The following is a 19,934-nucleotide window of genomic DNA, read 5'->3' as shown; positions in this document are numbered from 1 at the left end:
CAACCTCCTCAGGCCCGGCGGGCGGGCGTCCCCAAGCCCCGGCGAACCGGGGTGCGCCCTGCGGCGCAGCATGTACTGAATCGACAGCACGGGCGTGAACGTTACCTTGCGTACCGGCCGTCAGAAACCTCACCGTTCACATCCGTCACATCGATCGCGTCACGATCCAACGCCGGCACGATCACGTCGAGGGCGGGGGGATCCATCATCGCGCCGTGCGCTCCGGGCACGAACCGATTCCGGACCCGCCCGGACACGTACGGGACCCACAGAACCGCCGCGTCCGCCTCCGTCGGGTGCTCGTCCCGCGCGCTGAAGAAGTCGACGTCGCCGGCGAAGAGCCCCGGTTCGTGCCGGTTGATCAGCTCCGGGGAGAGCACCGCCGCGGCGAAGATGCGCTGCACCCGCGGCGCGTCGAGTTCGATCAGCTCCCGGGGCACCGCGGCGGCCACAGCGTTCGCCGCCTCCGCCGGCAAACCGTCGCGCAGCGCGTCCGGATCCGCGTCCACTCCGAGACTGCGGAGGTTCTCGGCGAACTCGGCGCCGAAGCGGTCCGTGTCGATCCGCGGGATGCAGTCGAGCATCGCGAGGTGCTCGACCCGGGCGCCGCGGGCCTGCAACTCCACCGCCACCGCGTGGGCGAGCACCCCACCGAGCGACCAGCCGGCCAACCGGTACGGCCCCTCGGGACGGACCCGCGCGATCTCGTCGGCGTATCGCTGCGCGAGCGCCTCGATCGACGCCGGGACGAATCCCGGGTCCGTGAGCGCCGGCGTCTGCAGCCCGAAGACCGGCCGGCCGGGAGCGAGCCGCGCCGCCAGGGGCGCATAGGGCCAGGCCAGGCCGATCATCGGATGGATACAGAACAGCGGGGTCACGTCGGGCTCGCCGGCGCGCAGCGGCAGGACCACGGCGAGCGCCGCGTCCCCGCCGGCGTCGTCGCCGCCGATCCGTGAGGCGAACGACTCCACCGTCGGCGCCGCGAGCAACCAGGGCACCCGCACCTCCACCTCGAGCGCGTCCCGCAGGCGCGCGACGACCTGCGTCGCCACCAGGGAGTTGCCACCGAGTTCGAAGAAGTCGTCGTCGAGCCCGACCCGGTCGAGGCCGAGCACCTCGGCGAACATGTTCGCGACGGCCCGCTGCGCATCGGTCTCCGGGGCGCGGTACGGCCGCGTGGCCGTGTCCGGTTCCGGCAGCGCATCACGGTCGAGCTTGCCCACCGGCGTGAGCGGGACCTCGTCGAGGGCGACGATCGCCGACGGCACCATGTGTCCCGGCAGCGCCCTCGCCGCCGAGGCCAGCAACGCGGCGGTGTCGAGGGTCGCCGACGGCCGCGCCGTCACGTACGAGACCAACCGCACGACGCCCGCCTCGGAGGTCCGTCCGACGGTGACGGCGAAGTCGACCGCCGGATCACGGCGGAGCACGGCGTCGATCTCCCCGAGTTCGATCCGGAAGCCGCGGACCTTCACCTGGAAGTCCGACCGGCCCACGTACTCGATCTCGCCCGCCCCGGTCCATCGCACGACGTCGCCGGTGCGGTAGAGGCGGCTGCCGGTGCCGTACGGATCGGCGACGAACCGGGACGCGGTCAGCGCCGGCCGGGCGTGGTACCCCCGTGCCAGCTGGACACCGGACAGATACAGCTCGCCGGCCACCCCGACCGGCACGGGCCGGAGCCGGTCGTCGAGGACGAGCGAGCGCGTGCCCCGGAGCGGCCCGCCGATCGTGAGCGGCCCGCCGGGGGTCAGCGGATCGCTGATGTTGGTCATGACGGTGGTCTCGGTGGGCCCGTACCCGTTGTGGAACGCCCGGCCCGGCGCCCATCGCGCGACGAGCTCCGGTGGGCACGCCTCGCCGCCGACCACGACGGTCCGCAGGTCGTCGAGGCCCGCGGGATCGACCGACGCCAGTGCCGCGGGCGTCACGAACGCGTGGGTGACGCGTTCGTGACGCAGCAGTTCCGCGAGGTCCGCGCCGCCGTAGACGGTGGGCGGTGCGATCACCAGCGTGGCCCCGGGCGCGACCGCGAGCAGCAGTTCGAGCACCGAGGCGTCGAAGCTCGGCGACGCGAAGTGCAGCGCCCGGGTGGCCGGTCCGAGGCCGTAACGCTCGCGCTGTTCGGCGGCGAAGTTGGCCAGGCCGGTGTGGGTGACGACCACGCCCTTCGGCAGCCCGGTGGAGCCGGAGGTGTAGATGACGTAGGCGGGGTTGTCCACATGCAGCGGACGCGCCCGGTCACGGTCCGTCACCGGCGCGGGCGACAGCACGGCGAGTTCGGACTCGACCTCCTCGTCGTCGAGCACCACCCACGGGATCGTGTCGGGCAGGCCGGTGCGTTCGGCGGCGACGGTCACTCCCGCCCGCGCCCCCGAGTCGGTGACCATGTGCACGACCCGGTCGACCGGGTAGCCGGGATCGACCGGCACGTACGCGGCACCGGTCTTCGCGACCGCCCACACCGAGATCACGGACTCGAAGGACCGGGTCAGCCCCACGGCCACGACGTCCTCGGGCCCGACGCCGCGGGCGATGAGCAGACGCGCGAGCCGCGACGAGCGGGCATCGAGGTCGGCGTAGGTCAGCTCGCGACCCCGGTACGACAGTGCGGTGGACTGCGGGTCGCGGGCGGCGGCCGCGGCCAGCAGGTCGGCCAGCGGCACGGCCGGTTCCGCCGGGCGTCCGGTCCGTCGGACGAGATCGTCGCGCTCGGCGTCGCCCAGGATCTCGAGCTGCCCGGTCGTGCCGGCCGTCCCGGCGACGAGGCCGCCGAGCACCCGGAGGTAGCGCTGCGCGAGGTTCTGCACGGCGGAGGCCGTGAAGGCGTCCCGGCGGTACTTGAACCCGAAGGCCAGCGACTCCTCGGCCGTGGCCACCACCGTGAGCGGATAGTGGGTGGCGTCCCGGGTGTTCACGCCGGCGACGGTCATGCCGTCGATCGAGCTGGCCTGCTCGAGGCCGCTCCGGTCGATCGGATAGGACTCGTACACGAGCAGGGTGTCGAACAACGCGCCGGTCCCCGCGAGCTGCTGGATCTCTGCCAGCCCGATGTGGTGGTGGTCGAGCAGGTCGGCCTGCTCGGCCTGCAGGGCACGCAGCGCCGCGTCGACCGCCATGTCCGGGTCGAGGCGGACGCGCACCGGAATCGTGTTGATGAACAACCCGACCATCGACTCGACACCCTCGAGCCCGCCGGGCCGGCCGGAGACGGTGGTTCCGAACACCACGTCGTCGCGGCCGGTGGAGCGGGCCACCAGCACGGCCCACGCCGCTTGGAGAACGGTGTTGACGGTGACGCCGAGCCGGCTCGCGTACTCGGTCAGCGCGGCGGTGGTGTCGGCGTCGATCGCGACGCGGTGCTCCGCGCCGCCCACGGCTCCCGCCTCGCCGTCACCGAGCACCTCGGCGAGCATGGCCGGCTCCTCGAGGCCGGCCAGCGCGTCCGCCCAGGCCCGGCGGGACCGGTCGTGGTCGCGCGCGGCCAACCACTCCAGGTAGGTGCGATACGCGGGCACCCGCGGCAGGATCGTCGCATCGGCGTCGGTCGCGTAGAGGGTGAGCAGGTCCTTCAGCAGCAGCGGCATCGACCACCCGTCGAGCAGGATGTGGTGGCTGCTGACGGCCAGCGTCCACGCGTCCGGGGCGGTGCGCACGACGAGGAAGCGGATCAGTGGCGGGGCGGCCATGTCGAACGGGACGTCCTGGTCCGCCCGCACCATCGCCTCCAGGTCGGAGCCGTCCGCGCCGACGGCGTCGACCTCGCGCCACGGCAGGGAGACGTCGTCGAGCACCAGCTGCACCGGCTCGCCGGACTCGCCGGCGACGAACGCCGTGCGCAGGTTGGGATGCCGCTCGAGCAGTGCCTCCGCCGCCCGGCGCAACCGGGCCACGTCGACCCGGCCCGCGAGGTGGAGCAGCACCTGGGTGGTGTAGACGTCGGGCCAGCCGTCGGCGAGCATCGCGTGGAAGAGCAGACCGGACTGCAGCGGGGCGAGCGGCCACACGTCGACCAGGGCGGGGTACCGCGTCTCCCACGTGTCGAGGTCGCTCTGGCCGACGTGCACGAGGGGGACGTCGGACGGCGTCAGACCGCCCGCGTCGGGTCGGGCGGCGTGGGCGGCGAGCGCCTCCAGGGCGCGCACCCACAGCTGCGCGAGTTCCTCGACGTCGCCGCGGTCGAGCAGACCGCTCGCGTATCCGAAGTTTGCGCCGAGCCGGCCGCCGATCACGACGGCGTTGATGTCGACCGTGGCCATCGCGGGCGCGTCGGCGTCGTCGCGACCCGACAGGTCGCCGAGGTCCCCGGCGGGCAGCCAGCCGAGACCGGCCGCGCCCTCGGGGATCTCGCCGGCGTCGATCCGGCCGAGGTAGTTGAAGCTGATCTGCCCGGACGGCAGCGCCCGCAGCACGGGGCCGGCGGCCGGATCGAGATAGCGCAGCAGCCCGTAGCCGATGCCCTTGTCCGGAACGGCGCGCAGGTGCTCCTTGACGGCCTTGATCGCGGCGCCCGCGGCGCGGCCCCCGGCGAACGCGTCGTCGAGATCCACCCCGGACAGGTCGAGCCGGACCGGGTAGATGGTGGTGAACCAGCCGACGGTGCGGCCGAGGTCCGCGCCGGGGACGACCTCCTCCTCGCGGCCGTGCCCCTCGAGCCGGACCAGCGCCGACGGCTCGGCGACGCCCCGGTCGCGGCGCCACCGGGCGACGGCGAGTGCCAGCGCGGCGAGCAGTGCGTCGTTGACGCCCCCGTGGAACCGTGCGGGCAACGTCGTCAGCAATGCGTCGGTCGTCGCGGGATCGACCTGGATCCGCACCTTATCCACCGTGGAGGCGAGGTCGACGGTGGGATCGAAGGGGCGCGCGCCGAGCATCGGATCGGGCCCGTCGACGATCGAGCGCCACAGCCCGAGTTCGGCCGCACGGGCCGGGACCGCGGTCTCGGCGAGGGCGTGCGCCCAGCGCCGGAACGACGTGCCGACCGGCTGAAGCTCCGGACGTCCGCCGTTCGACAGCTGCGCCCACGCCGTGACGAGGTCCGGAACGAGGATGCGCCAGGAGACGCCGTCGACGACGAGGTGGTGCGCGACGACGACGAGCCGCCCGGTGCGCGCCGCGCCCGGGTCGAGCCACACGAACTGCAGCACGACGCCCTCGGCCGGCCGCAACCGCGACTCGGCCTCGTCGAGTGCCCGCGCGGCGAGGTCGGCGAGCGCCTGTTCGTCGGTCCCGGGCGCGACCTCGATGCGGGCGACGAGCGCGTCGACGTCGACGCTGCCCGGCGGCGTGGTCGACAGCTCCCAGTCGCCGGAGCCGTTGCGGCGCAGGCGCGCCCGGAGCATGTCGTGGCGGTCGACGACGGCCGTGAGGGTTCCCACGACGCCGTCGCGGTCGATGCCGGCCGGCAGTTCCAGCGCGAGCGTCTGGGTGTAGCGATCGAATCGGCCGCCGCGTTCGACCATGAACCGGACGATCGGCGTCAACGGCATGTCGCCGACGCCGCCGCCGGGAAGCTCGGCCAGCGCGGGTACCGCCGCCTCCGCACCGACGCGCGCGACCTCGGCGAGCCCGGCCACGGTCTTGCGTTCGAACACGTCGCGGGGGGTGAAGACCACACCGCGGGCCTTCGCCCGCGACACCAGCTGGATCGAAACGATGCTGTCGCCGCCGAGCGCGAAGAACGAGTCGTCGGCACCGATCCGCTCCGCGCCCAGGACCTCCGCGAAGACCGCGGCGATCGCGACCTCGGTGGGGGTGCCGGGAGCACGGAATCTCTTGTCGCCCTTGAATATCGGAGCGGGTAGAGCCTTGCGGTCGAGCTTGCCGTTCGCGGTCAGCGGCAGCGTCTCGAGCACCACGATCGCGTCGGGAACCATGTATCCGGTAAGGAACCGGGCCACCGAGTCCAGGACCGTCGCGGGCTCGAGGTCGTGTCCCGCGCGCGGCACCACGTAGCCGACGAGGCGGTCGCCGGTGCGTTCGTCGGTGCGCACGACCGCGACGGCCTGCGCCACACCGGCGACGCCGGTGAGAGCGGCCTCGATCTCGCCGAGTTCGATGCGGAAGCCGCGCAACTGGACCTGGGAGTCGCTGCGTCCGGCGTACTCGAGCTGTCCTCGCGCGTTCCAGCGGGCGATGTCGCCCGTCCGGTACATGCGGGTGCCGGGCGCGCCGAACGGATCGGCGACGAACCGGCCGGAGGTGAGGTCGGCGCGTCCCAGGTAGCCGCGGGTGAGCTGCGCTCCGCGCACGTACATCTCCCCCGGCACGCCGACCGGAACGGGCTGCAGGCGCGCGTCGAGGACGTAGATGCCCAGCCCGGGGATGCCACGGCCGATCACGCTCGCGGCGAGTCCCGCGTCGGCCGCGGCGAGCGGCAGGTGCGAGACGTGCACGGTGGTCTCGGTGATGCCGTACATGTTGACCAGACGCGGCGCGTCCTCGGCGTGCCGGGCGTACCAGCCGGCGAGCCGCCGCAGATCGAGCGCCTCACCACCGAAGATCACATACCGTAGTGCCGGAAGGCCCGTCTCGTCGCCGTGTTCCGCGGCCGCGCGGTCCGCCTCGGCGAGCTGGTAGAACGCCGACGGGGTCTGGTTGAGCACCGTCACCCGTTCCCTGGCCAGCAGGGCGCGGAAGTCCTCGGGCGAGCGCGAGGTGTAGTGGTCGACGACGACGAGCCGGCCACCGTAGAGCAGCGGTCCCCACAGTTCCCACACGGAGAAGTCGAACGCGTAGGAGTGGAACATCGTCCACACGTCCCGCTCGTCGAACTCGAAGGCGGGCCACGTGTTCTCGAACAGTTCGAGGACCGTCCGGTGCGGAACCTGCACGCCCTTGGGACGGCCGGTGGAGCCGGACGTGTAGATGACGTACGCGAGGTTGTCGACGCGCAGCGGGGCCCGTCGTTCGTCGTCGCCGACCGGTGCGCCGGGGACCGCGGACAGATCGAGCGCCGACACGTCGATCACCTCGACGGCGGTGTCCGGCAGCGCCTCCCGATCGGTGCCGGAGACGAGCACGCAGACGGGAGCGGCGTCCGCGAGCATGAATTCGAGGCGGTCCGCCGGATACGTCAGATCCAACGGCAGGTAGGCACCGCCGGCCTGGAGCACGGCGAGGAGTCCGACGACGAGTTCCTCGGTGCGCGGCAGGGCCACGGCCACGAGGCTGTCCGGCCGCACTCCGCGGTCGATCAGGGTACGGGCGAGGCGGTTCACGCGCGACGCCAGCTCCCCGTAGGTCAGGCTGCGGTCGCCGGCGGTGACGGCGACCGCGTCGGGGGTCCGGCCGGCCTGCGCCTGGAACCGGTCGACGAGCGTCTCGCCGGCGGCGCGGGTGCCCGGCGCGTTCCACGCCTCGAGCACGACGGCCCGCTCCTCGTCCGGCAGCAGCGGGATGTCCCCGACCACCGTGGCCGGATCGGCGGCGACCGCCGCGAGCACCCGGGTGAACCGCTGGGCGAAGGCCTCCATGGTGCCGGCGTCGAACAGGTCGGTCGCATAGGTCAGCGCCACGGACAGCCCGCCCGGCGCACCGTCCTCGGCGACCACGTCCGAGACGGTCACCTGCAGATCGAACTTCGCCTGGTCGAAGGCGAAGTCGACCGGTTCGACGGCCAGGCCCGGAAGTTCGAGGCGGGTGCGCGCCAGGTTCTGGAAGCTGAGCGCGATCTGGAACAGGGGGTGCCGCGCCTGGGACCGTTCCGGATCGAGGACCTCGACGATGCGCTCGAACGGCACGTCGGCATGGCCGAACGCCTCGAGGTCGGTCTCGCGGACGCGAGCGAGGAGGGCGGCGAACGTGTCGCCGGGGCCGACCGGGGTGCGCAGCACCAGGGTGTTGACGAACATGCCGATGACGTCGTCGAGTTCGGCCTCGCCCCGCCCGGCGACGGGCGTGCCGATCACGATGTCCTCGGTGCCGGACAGCCGCGCCAGCACAGTGGCCAGTGCCGCGTGGACGACCATGAACAGCGTGACGCCGTGCTCCCGGGCGAGGGCCGTCAGCGCCGCGTGCGTGCCGGCGTCCACGGAGAAGCCGGCGACGGCACCGCGGTTCGACGCGACGGGCGGACGGGGCCGGTCCGCCGGCAGGTCGAGCTGGTCGGGGATCCCGGACAGCGTTCTGCGCCAGTAGCCGAGTTGCTGCGCGAGCACCGACCGGGGATCGTCCTCGGCGCCGAGAACCTCCCGCTGCCACAGCGCGTAGTCCGCGTACTGGATCGCCGGCGGCGCCCAGTCGGGTTCCCGGCCGGCGGCCCGTGCGGCGTAGGCGAGCATCACGTCGCGTGTGAGCGGCCCCATCGAGAATCCGTCGCCGCTGATGTGGTGCAGCACGACGACGAGCACGTGCTCCCGTTCGGACAGCCGGAACAGTCTCAGCCGCAGCGGGACTCCGGTGGTCACGTCGAATCCGGCACCGATCTCGGCGGCGACCGCGGCCGCGAGGTCGGCCTCGCTCACCGGCGTCGGCTCCAGTCCGGCGGCCGGATCCGCGGTGGGCAGGACGACCTGGCGCGCCACCCCGTCGACCTCCGGGTAGACCGTGCGCAGCGACTCGTGCCGGAACACCACGTCGTCGATCGCCGCGCGCAGCGCCCCGACGTCGAGGTCACCTCGGAGCCGGATGGCCAGCGGCAGGTTGTTCACCGCGGAGTCGGGGTCGAAGCGGTTGAGGAACCACATGCGCTGCTGGGCGAGGGACAGCGGGACGACCTCCGGTCGCGGCCGGGGGCGCAGGGCGACGCGCCCGGTCCGGCCGACCTCGGATTCGAGGCGGGCCGCGAGAGCCTCCACCTCGGGGGTCTCGAACAGCACGCGGACGGCCACCTTGGTGTCGAGCGCAGCACCGAGCCGCGCCGCGACCTGGGTCGCGACGAGCGAGTTCCCGCCGAGGGTGAAGAAGTCGTCGTCGAGACCGACGCGGGTGAGGCCGAGCACGTCGGCGAAGATGCCCGCGACGATCTCCTCGACAGGCGTGCGCGGCCCGCGGAACCCGCGGGTTTCGAACACCGGCTCCGGCAACGCCTTGCGGTCCAGCTTGCCGCTCGCGTTGAGGGGGAAGGCGTCGAGCGCGACGAGCGCCGACGGCACCATGTACGCGGGCAGGATCTCCTTGACGGCGCCGAGCAGCTGCGCGCTCTCGACCGCCGCGCCCGGGGCGGGGACGACGTATCCGACGAGCTGCTCACCGGTGGCCGTGGGCACGACGAGCGCCACGGCCTGACCGACCGTGGGCTGCGCGAGCAGAGCCGTCTCGATCTCCCCCAGCTCGATCCGCTGACCGCGGAACTTCACCTGGAAGTCGGTGCGGCCGATGTAGTCGAGGACGGGCTCGCCGCCGGCGGTGCGGCGCCACCGGACGAGGTCACCGGTGCGGTACATGCGAGCGCCGGGGGCGCCGGCGGGGTCGGCGACGAAGCGATCCGCGGTGAGGTCCGGGCGGCCCACGTAACCACGTGCGAGTTGCCCTCCGGCAAGGTACAACTCGCCGGGCACGCCGACCGGGACGGGGTGCAGCCGGCCGTCGAGAACGTACACGCGCACGTTCCACTCGGGCACGCCGATGGGCACGCTCTGCCGCTCGTCACCGGCGGGCCAGTAGGTCACCGAGACTGCCGCCTCGGTCGGGCCGTACAGGTTGTGCACCGCGGCGTCCGAGACCCGGCGGAACGCGTCGACGGTCTCGGGCGGCAGGGCTTCGCCGATCACGAACACATGCCGCAGCGTCGAGCAGGTGCCGGCCGGCGCATGGGCGGCGAACACGGTGAGCATCGAGGGCACGAAGTCGGTCAGCGTCACGCCGTGCCGGGCAATCGTCTCGGCGACGTACACGGGGTCACGGTGACCGTCGTGGGTGGCGACGACGAGGGTGGCGCCGGCGCGCAGGGGCAGGAACCAGCCCCACAGCGACACGTCGAAGGTGGTGGCGGTCTTCTGCAGATAGACGTCGCCGCCGGTGATCTCGTACTCGTGGGCCATCCACTCGAGCTGGTTGACGATGGCCTCGTGCGAGACGCACACGCCCTTGGGGCGTCCCGTGGAACCGGACGTGAAGATCACGTAGGCGGGGGTGTCCGGGCGGATCGGGCCGGCCGGCTCGCCGTCCCGGATCGGGTCGGGCGCGTAGCACTGCAGGTCGAGGTCGTCGACCAGGACGGGGGCGACCGTGCCGGGCAGGTCCGCCGCGTCCGCGCGGGTGCTCAGGACGCACACCGGCTGTGCCGTGGCCAGGATGTGCCCGATCCGCTCGGCCGGATGGTCGGGGTCGAGCGGGACGTAGGCGCCGCCGGCCGCGATGACCGCGTAGATCGCGACCGGGAGTTCGATCGATCGCCGGATCGCGAGGGCCACCAGGGTTTCGGGTCCGACGCCGAGACCGATGAGGTGCCGGGCGAGCCGGTTGACGCGCGCGTCGAACTCGGCGTAGGTGAGCGACTCGTCACCGAAGACGACGGCCACCGCATCCGGGTGGCGGGCGACGGCGTCCCGGTACGCGGCGAGGAGCCCGGTCGCCCGGACCGGATGCACCGCACGGTCGTTGCCGACGGCGAGGGCGCGGCGCTCGGCGGTGTCGAGGAGGTCGACGTCGCCGACCACGCGGCCGGCGTCGGCGGTGAGCGCCGCGAGCATCCGCATCAGGCGGCCGGCGAAATCCCGCACCGTGGACTCGTCGAAAAGGTCTGTGGCGTAGGTGAACTGCGCCGACATTCCGGCCGGCTTCCCGGCGTCCTCCCGCGGCGAGACGGTCAGCTGCAGATCGAACTTGGCGATGGCCCCGCCGAGGTCGACGGGCTCGATCTCCACGTCCGGCAGGGTCACCTCGGCACGGTCGAGGTTCTGGAAGAACAGCGCCACCTGGAACAGCGGGTGGTGCCCGGTCGACCGCACCGGATCGAGCACCTCCACGAGCCGCTCGAACGGCAGCTCCGCGTTGTCGAACGCGGCGAGGTCGGTGTCCTTGACCCGGCCGAGCAGTTCGGCGAACGTGGCGGCCGGCTCGATGCGGGTGCGCAGCACGAGGGTGTTGACGAACATGCCGACGAGGTCGTCGAGCGCACGCTCGCCGCGGCCGGCGACGGGCGTGCCGATCGCGATGTCCGCGGTGCCCGACAGGCGCGACAGCAGCACCGCCAGCGCGGCGTGGACGACCATGAACGCGGACGTGCCGGTCGCCTGGGCGGTGGCCTCGACCGCCTCGTGCAGGGCGGCATCGACCTCGAAGTCCACGGTGGCGCCGCGGCCCGACGCCTCCACCGGGCGGGGCCGGTCGGTCGGCAGGTCGAGCCGATCCGGGAGGTCGGCGAGCGCGCCGCGCCAGAACTCGATCTCCCGCGCGGCCGGCGACGCGGGGTCGGACTCGTCACCGAGCACCGCGCGCTGCCAGAGGGCGTAGTCGGCGTACTGCACCGCGAGCGGTTCCCACGCGGGGGCCGCGCCGCCGGTGCGGGCGACGTACGCGGTGACCAGGTCCCGCACGAAGGGGGCGATGGACGCGCCGTCGGCGGCGATGTGGTGGACGACCACGACGAGGACGTGCTCGTCGTCGGCCGACCGCAGCAGTGCGACCCGCAGCGGCACCTCGGCGGTCACGTCGAAGCCGGCCGTCGCGAGCCGGGCGACCGCTCCGGGGATCTCGTCGGGCGGCGTCGGCACCGGGTCGAGGGAGTGCGCCGCCTGCTCCGGCGGGAGGACCAGCTGGGACCCGACGCCGTCGCGATCGGGATAGACGGTGCGCAGCACCTCGTGCCGGGCCACGACGTCGGCGAGGGCCCGGCGCAGGGCATCGACGTCGAGCCCCCCGCGGACGCGCAGTGCGACGGGGATGTTGTTCGCGGCCGACGCCGGATCGAACCGGTTGAGGAACCACATCCGCTGCTGTGCCAGCGACAGCGGGATCGGGTCGGGGCGCGGCCCGGCGACGAGCGGTTGCTGCGCTCCTTCCCCGACGCAGGGTTCGACGAGTGCGGCGAGACCCTCGACGGTGGACGCCTCGAACAGCAGCCGCGCGGGGACCCGGGTGGCGAGCCGCTCCCCGAGGCGGGCGGCCGCGCGGGTGGCGACGAGCGAGTTGCCGCCGAGCTCGAAGAAGTCGTCGTCGAGCCCGGCCCGCTCGGTGCCGAGCAGCTCCGTGAACACCTCGGCCACCGCGTGTTCCGCGGCGGAGCGGGGCGCGCGGTACTCGTGGGCGGGCAGCTCCGGTTCGGGCAGGGCCGCCCGGTCGAGCTTGCCGACCGGCGTCAGGGGAATCCGGTCGAGGGGCACGATCACGGTCGGCACCATGTGCGCGGGCAGCCGGCGGGCGACGAACTCGGTCAGCGCGTCGGGGTCGACGACCGCCCCCGGCACGGGGTGAACGTACGACACCAGCCGGGCCTCCCCCGACGGGGTCGGCCGTCCCACCGTGACGGCGAAGTCGGCATCGGGGTGTGCGGCCAGCGCGGCGTCGATCTCGCCGAGTTCGATGCGGAATCCGCGGATCTTGACCTGGAAGTCGTTGCGCCCCGCGTAGATCAGGCCGGTCTCGCCCGATCGGACGAGGTCACCGGTCCGGTACAGGCGGGTGCCGCCGGGCCCGGCGACGAACCGCTCGGCCGTCAGCGCGGCGCGACGGTGGTAGCCGCGGGCGAGGCCGGGCCCTTCGAGATACAGCTCACCCACGACACCGGCCGGGACGGGGTTGAGGCGCTCGTCCAGCACGTGCGCGGTCATCCCGCGGACGGCCCGGCCGATGGTGACCTGCTCGCCGGGCTGCAGCGCGTGCGAGATGTTCGTCATGATCGTGGTCTCGGTGGGGCCGTACCCGTTGAAGAAGCGGCGACCGGGCGCCCATCGCGCGACGAGGTCGGGTGGGCACGCCTCACCGCCCACGATCACCACGCCGAGGGTGTCCAGCCCGGCCGGGTCGACGGACGCCAGGGCGGCGGGCGTGACGAAGGCGTGGGTGACCTGCCGGCTGCGCAGCAGTTCGGCGAGGTCCTCGCCGCCGTACACCGACGGTGGGGCGATCACCATGGTGGCGCCCGCGCCGACGGCGAGCAGCAGCTCGAGGACGGAGGCGTCGAAGCTGGGCGAAGCGAAGTGCAGGGTCCGCGAGTCCGGGGTCAGCGTGTACCGCTCGACCTGCTCGGCGCAGAAACCCTCGAGGCCGGTGTGGGTGACGACCACGCCCTTGGGCCGGCCCGTGGAACCGGAGGTGTAGATCACGTAGGCGGGATGCTCCGCCCGCAGCGTCCGGACCCGGTCGTCGAGCGCGACGGGCGCTGCGGACTGCTCGGCGAGGGTGGTGCGGGTCTCGGCGGAATCGAGGGCGATCCAGGGCACGGAGCCGGGCAGGCCGGGCACCGAGGCCGCGAGGGTCAGGCCGGCCCGGGCGCCCGAGTCGTCGATCATGTGCCGGACGCGGTCGTCCGGATAGTTCGGGTCGACGGGCACGAAGGCGGCGCCGGTCTTGGCGACGGCCCACACCGACAGCACCGACTCGATCGAGCGGGGTACGGCGACCGCCACCACATCCTCCGGGCCGATCCCCCGCCGGATGAGCAGCCGCGCCAGCCGGGAGGAGGCCGAGTCGAGCTCGCCGTAGCTCAGGGTGCGGTCCTCGAACACCACGGCGGGTGCGCCGGGGTCCCGTTCGACCGCGGCGGCCAGGAGCTGGGGCAGAAGGGCGACGCGGGGTCCGCGCCGGCGTGTGGGCCGCTGCCGGACCGGCCGGCGGCTGCGTGATTCGTCCGGTCGTCGGTCCCCCGAACCGTCGACACTCATCCCCGCGTGCTCCGTCGCCGGTCGTCCTGCGCGTGCACTCCAGGCATCATCCACCTCGCGTATCCCTCATCGTCCCAGCCGCTGCCCTCTGCACACGACAGTGCAGGGTGGCACGCGCCAGCCCCATTAGACCATCGGGGCGTCGGGCGCTTCGTTACGGCCGAAACCGGGCGGTCGACCGCGGATCACCCGTCGCGGTCGCCGGGAGGACGACGGAGGATACGGGTCAGCGGGCGCCCCCGATCCAGCGGTCCAGCACCGGACCGATCCGGGCGAGGGCTTCCTGCGACGTCATCTTCCAGTGGGTGGCCTGGACCGATTCGACCGCCAGGGTGCCGGTGACGTGGGCCCGCCACTGCTGCGCGGCGCGGGCGGCCGAGGTTCCGTCCTCCCCCGCGGCGAAGAACAGCAGATCACCGTCGTATCGGGCGGGCCGGTGCTCGCCGAGCAGCCGGTAGGACAGGCGCACGCCCTCGAAGAGGCGTTCGAGCCGGGGCAGGGACAGCGCGTCGAACGGGGCCGGCAGGTCGGCGACCAGCTCCAGTGCCCGCGCGGGGGTGAACTCCGCCAGGTCGACGTCGGACCCGACGTCGGTTCCGATCGCGCCGAGCAGGTCGGCGACGGTGACCGCGGAGGGGGCGGTCCCGGTCGGCGCGGTGGGCGGATGCGCGTCGAGCAGGGCGAGGGTGGCGACCTCGTCGCCGTCGGCGCGCAGACGGACCGCGACGGCGTGGGCGAGGATGCCGCCGAGCGACCAGCCGACCAGGTGGTACGGACCGGCCGGCTGGACATGCCGGATCCGGGCCGCATAGTCGGCCGCCCACGCGTCGATGCTCTCGGGCAGCGGTTCGTCGTCGCGCAGGGCCGGGGACTGCAGTCCGAAGAGGGGACGCTCGGGGTCGAGGTGGCGGGCCAGGCCGGCGAAGCTCCACGACAGGCCGATCACCGGGTGGATGCAGAACACCGGTTCGGCGGAACCGCCCGGGCGCAGGGGCAGCACCGCGTCGAACCCTGCGGTGTGATCGGCCGGACCGGGATCGCCGGCGGATGCCTCGATCCGGGCGGCGAGGGCTTCGACGGTGGGCGTGAGGAACAGCCACTGCAGCGACACCGGCAGGCTCGTGCGCTCGCGCAGCCGGGCGATCACCCGCACGGCGCTGAGGGAGTTCCCCCCGAGGTCGAAGAAGTCGTCGTCGAGGCCGACCGGGAACGCCCCGGTATCGGTTCCCCCGGCCGGCGCGAGGACCTCCCGGTATGCGGCGGCGACCTCCGTCTCGAGCGGAGTGCGCGGCGGGCGGTGGCTCCGCGGGGCGATCACCGGCTCGGGGAGTGCCGCGCGGTCGAGCTTGCCGTGCGGGTTCAGCGGCAACGCGTCGAGGGTGACGAAGCCGGCGGGCACCATGTAGGAGGGCAGGGTCTCGGCCAGCGCGGCGCGCAGCCGGGCGACGTCGACCGGCCCGGCGGCCGGGACCAGGAAGGCCACCAGCCGGTCCCCGCCGTGGACGGTGACCGCGGCGTCGCGGATCGCCGGAAGGGCGCGCAGCGCGGCCTCGATCTCCCCGAGTTCGATCCGGAACCCGTGCACTTTGACCTGGAAGTCGGCGCGCTCGAGGTATTCCAGGGTGCCGCGGCCGGGGTCGTCACCGTCGACGCGCCAGCGCACCACGTCCCCGGTGCGGTAGAGGCGTGAGCCGGGCACGCCGAACGGATTGGCGACGAACCGCTCGGCGGTCAGGCCGGGTCGGCCCAGGTACCCGCGGGCGAGCTGCACCCCGGCCAGGTACAGTTCGCCGGCCACGCCCGGCGGCACGGGGTGCATCCGCTCGTCGAGGACGAACGTCTGGGTGTTGGGGATGGGGTCGCCGATCGGCACCGACGTGTGCGCGAGTGCGGTGACCGCGTGCGCGGTCACCGAGACGGCCGCCTCCGTCGGGCCGTACAGGTTCACCAGGTCCGCGTTCGAGGCGCCGAGCGCGCGCTCCGCCGTCGGGGTGGGCAGCACCTCGCCGATGGCGAGGACGCGGCGCAGGGTGTCGGGCAGCTCGCCGGCCGAGTCCTCGAGCAGCGCCTCGAGCATCGACGGCACCACGTGCAGGGTCGTGACCTTCTCCCGGCGGATCAGGTCGTTGAGGTAGGACGGGTCGCGGTGCCCGTCGTGGGCGGTGATCACCAGGCGGGCCCCGCAGGTGAGCGCGGACCAGAACTCCCACACCGACAGGTCGAAGGTCGCGGCGGTCTTGAGCAGTACCGCGTCGTCGGGGCCGAGCTCGTAGTGCGCCCGCTTCCAGGCGATCTGGTTGACGATCGCCTCGTGCGGCACGGCCACGCCCTTCGGGCGTCCGGTCGATCCGGAGGTGTAGATGACGTAGGCGGTGTTCGCGGCGCGCAGCGGTGTCCGCCGGTCCGCGTCACCGAGCGGCGCGGGATCGACGTCGCTCAGGTCGAGGCGGTCGACATCGAGCACCGTCCGCCCGGCCAGCGCGTCGACCCGGTCGGCGGTGGTCGACAGCACGCACTGCGGGGCCGCGGCGCCGAGGATGTACTCGTTGCGGGCCGCGGGGTGGTCGGGATCCAGCGGCAGGTAGGCGCCGCCGGCCTTGGCGACGGCGTACATCGCCACCACGAGGTCGACCGAACGCCGGATGCACAGGGCCACCGTGGATTCCGGTCCCACTCCCTGCGCCACGAGGTGGCGGGCGAGCCGGGTGACGCGCTCGTCGAACTCCCGGTAGGTGAGGGTGCCGCCGCGGAACACCAGCGCGGGTGCGTCCGGGGTGGCCGCGACCTGCTCGTCGAACAGGTCGACGAGGGTCCGGCCGGCGGTGAGGTCGGCCTGTTCGGCCTCCCATGCCCGCATCATCCCGGCGAGTTCCGTGGCGTCGTGCAGATCGATGTCGCCGACGACGGTGTCGGGTTCGGCGACGATCGCCCGCAGAATCCGCAGGTACCGGTCGAGCATGCGCTGGATCGTCGGCGCGTCGAACAGGTCGGTGGCGTAACCGAACTCGACGTCGAAACCGCCCGGGCCGCCGCCCGCACCGTGGTCGACCACTGTGACGTGGAGATCGAAACGCGCTGCGTACGAAACGCTCTCGACCGGCGCGATCCGCAGTTCCGGCAGCTCGAGGGCGTCGTGGGCGAAGTTCTGGTACGAGAACCCGACCTGGAAGAGGGGATGGCGCGCGGTGGACCGGACCGGGTCGAGCACCTCGACGAGGCGTTCGAAGGGCACGTCGGCGTGCGCGAACGCCTGCAGATCGGTGTCGCGGACCTGCTCGAGCAGCGTCGTGAACGACGCGGCGACGTCGACGTCCGTCCGCAGGGCGAGCATGTTGACGAACATGCCGATCAGGCCGTCGAGTTCGGGGGCCGTGCGTCCCGCGACGGGGGTGCCGACGACCACGTCGTGGGTGTTCGACACCCGCGCGAGCAGCACCGCGAGGACCGCGTGCAGCACCATGAACGGGGTCACGCCGTGCTCGCGCGCGAGAGCCGCGATCGCGTCGCGGGTGGCCTCGTCGACCTGCGCCGAGACCCGTTCGCCCGCATGGCCGATGACCGCGGGGCGCGGCCGGTCGGTGGCGAGCTCGAGGTGCTCGGGGATGCCGGCGAGCGCACGCCGCCAGTAGGCCAGCTGCCGGGCCGTCCCGGACCGGGGATCGTCCTCGTCGCCGAGGGCGTCGAGCTGCCACAGCGTGTAGTCGGCGTACTGGACGGGCAGGGGCTCCCACGACGGTTCCCGTCCCGCCGACCGTGCGGTGTAGGCGGTGACGAGGTCCCGGACGAGCGGCCCCAGCGACGAGCCGTCGCCGGCGATGTGGTGGAGGACCACGGCGAGCACGTGCTCGTCGTCGGCGATCCGGAAGAGCCGGGCGCGGACGGGAACCTCGCCAGTGACGTCGAAGCGCCTGCCCGCGAGGCCGGCGAGGCGGGCCGGGGCGTCGGAGTCGGTCGCGTCCTCCGGCCCGAGGTCGAGCGGAACGTCGCCGACGGCGAGGATGCGCTGCTCGCCGACGCCGTCGACCTCGGGGTACACCGTCCGGAGCGTCTCGTGCCGCGCGACGACGTCCCGCACGGCCGCGCGCATCGCGTCGACGTCGAGCCTGCCGGACAGCCGCACGGCGAGCGGGATGTTGAACACCGCCGAGTCCGGATCGAGGCGGTTGAGGAACCACATGCGCTGCTGCGCGGGAGAGAGCGGGATCCGGTCGGGTCGCGGGCGCCGCGGCAGCAGGCCGCGGGCGGCCGCCGGCGCGGCCTCGACCCGGGCCGCGAGCGACGCGACCGTGGTGGCGTCGAACAGGTCGGCGGCGGAGACGGTGACGTCGAGCGCCCCCCTGATCCGACCGATCACGCGAGTGGCGAGCAGCGAGTTGCCGCCCAGGTCGAAGAAGTCGTCGTCGACCGAGACCCGCGGCACCCCGAGCACGTCGGCGAACGCCTCCGCGACGGCCGCCTCCGCGACGGTGGCCGGCGCCCGGTACGGGGCCGACGCGATCTCGGGCTCGGGCAGGGCCGCGCGATCGAGCTTGCCCACCGGCGTCAGCGGAATGGCCTCCAGCGCGATCACCGACGACGGAATCATGTGCGACGGAAGCCGTTCGGCGACGAAGGCCGTGAGCGCGGCGGCGTCGATCGCGGAACCGGGGGCGGCGTGCACGTAGGTGACGAGACGGGTGTCCCCCGTCGCACCCCGGTGACCGACGGTGGCGGCGAAGTCGACCGTGGAGTGCGCGGCGAACGCCGCATCGATCTCACCGAGCTCGATGCGGAAGCCACGCACCTTGACCTGGAAGTCGTTCCGGCCCAGATACGAGATGCCCTCGCGGGCCGAGCGCGGGGACCGCACCAGGTCACCGGTGCGGTACCTCCGGGCGCCACCGGGCGCGGCGACGAAGCGCGCGGCCGTGAGTCCGGGACGAGCGTGATAGCCGCGGGCGAGGCCGGGCCCGGTCAGGTACAGTTCGCCGGCCGTGCCCGCCGGCACGGGCCGAAGGCGGGAATCGAGGACCTCGGCGGCGACTCCGCGAATCGGCCGGCCGATCGTGACGGGTTCGCCGGGCCGAAGCGGCCCGGAGATGTTCGTCATGATCGTGGTCTCCGTGGGGCCGTACCCGTTGTGGAACCGGCGGCCGGGCGCCCAGCGCGCCACCAGGTCCGGCGGGCACGCCTCGCCGCCGACCACCACCACCCCGAGGTCGTCCAGGCCGGCGGGCTCCACCGAGGCGAGGGCCGCCGGGGTCACGAAGGCGTGCGTGACCCGCTCGCTGCGCAGCAGTCCGGCCAGCTCGTCGCCGCCGTACACGGAGGGCGGGGCGACGACCATCGTCGCCCCGGCACCGACGGCGAGCAGCAGCTCGAGCACCGACGCGTCGAAGCTGGGGGACGCGAAGTGCAGGGTGCGGGCGCCGGGGGTGAGGTGGTAGCGCTCGACCTGCTCGGCGCAGAAGGCGGCGAGCCCGGCCTGGGTGACCACGACGCCCTTCGGCTGTCCCGTGGAGCCCGAGGTGTAGATGACGTAGGCGGGATGGTCGGGGCGCAGCGGCCGCACCCGGTCGACGAAGGCGAGCGGGTCGGCCGGGCAGGCGTCGAGTTCCGTCCGGATCTCGGCGCCGTCCAGGACGACGGTGCCGAACCCCTCGGGGACGACGTGCCGGTGCGCGGCCACCGTGAGGGCGAGGCGGGCGTTCGAGTCCGACAGCATGTAGCGGACCCGATCGGCCGGGTAGCGGGGGTCCACCGGGACGAACGCCGCGCCCGCCTTGGCGACCGCCCAGACGGCGAGAACGGACCGGATCGAGCGGGTGAGCAGCACCGCGACGCGGTCCTCGGGGCCGATTCCCCGAGCGATGAGCAGGCGCGCGAGCCGGGACGACTCGGCGTCGGCATCGCGGTAGGTGAGGGTGCGTCCCTCCGACGTGAGCGCCGGCGCGCCGGGATCGCGTTCGACGGCGGCCGACAGCAGGTGCGGCAGCAGTGCCGTAGGCGTCCGGCGGCGCGAACCGCGGAGATTTCCGCGGACGGTTCGGTCGATCACCTTCATCGGCTCTCCCCTCCGAATTCCGGAGCCGTTGCGCGCGTGCGCATTCCGGCTCCGTTCACCGCCGGGGTGTCAAGAACTACGGCGACGCCCGCCCTCCCCCGGCGGTCGCCGCTCCACTGTGCCTC

2 protein-coding genes are annotated in these 19,934 nt (G+C 73.5%); both read right to left on the bottom strand.

All coding sequences use genetic code 11. The features are described from left to right. Positions 1-101: 101 nt before the first annotated feature. Positions 102-13,766, bottom strand: coding sequence for a non-ribosomal peptide synthetase (locus A4U64_RS06425; RefSeq protein ID WP_065922349.1), 13,665 nt, complete (start codon positions 13,764-13,766; stop codon positions 102-104). 226 nt (positions 13,767-13,992) lie between these two features. Next, positions 13,993-19,803: an amino acid adenylation domain-containing protein gene (locus tag A4U64_RS06420; protein WP_442971935.1), complete on the bottom strand. Its 5,811-nt coding sequence runs from the start codon at positions 19,801-19,803 to the stop codon at positions 13,993-13,995. Between the last annotated feature and the right edge of the window lie 131 nt (positions 19,804-19,934).

It is taken from the genome of Rhodococcus sp. WB1, from assembly GCF_001700945.1.
GTDB lineage: Bacteria > Actinomycetota > Actinomycetes > Mycobacteriales > Mycobacteriaceae > Rhodococcus > Rhodococcus aetherivorans.
The sequence above is the reverse complement of the archived record's forward strand: the minus strand, read 5'-3'. Positions and strand labels throughout refer to the sequence as shown.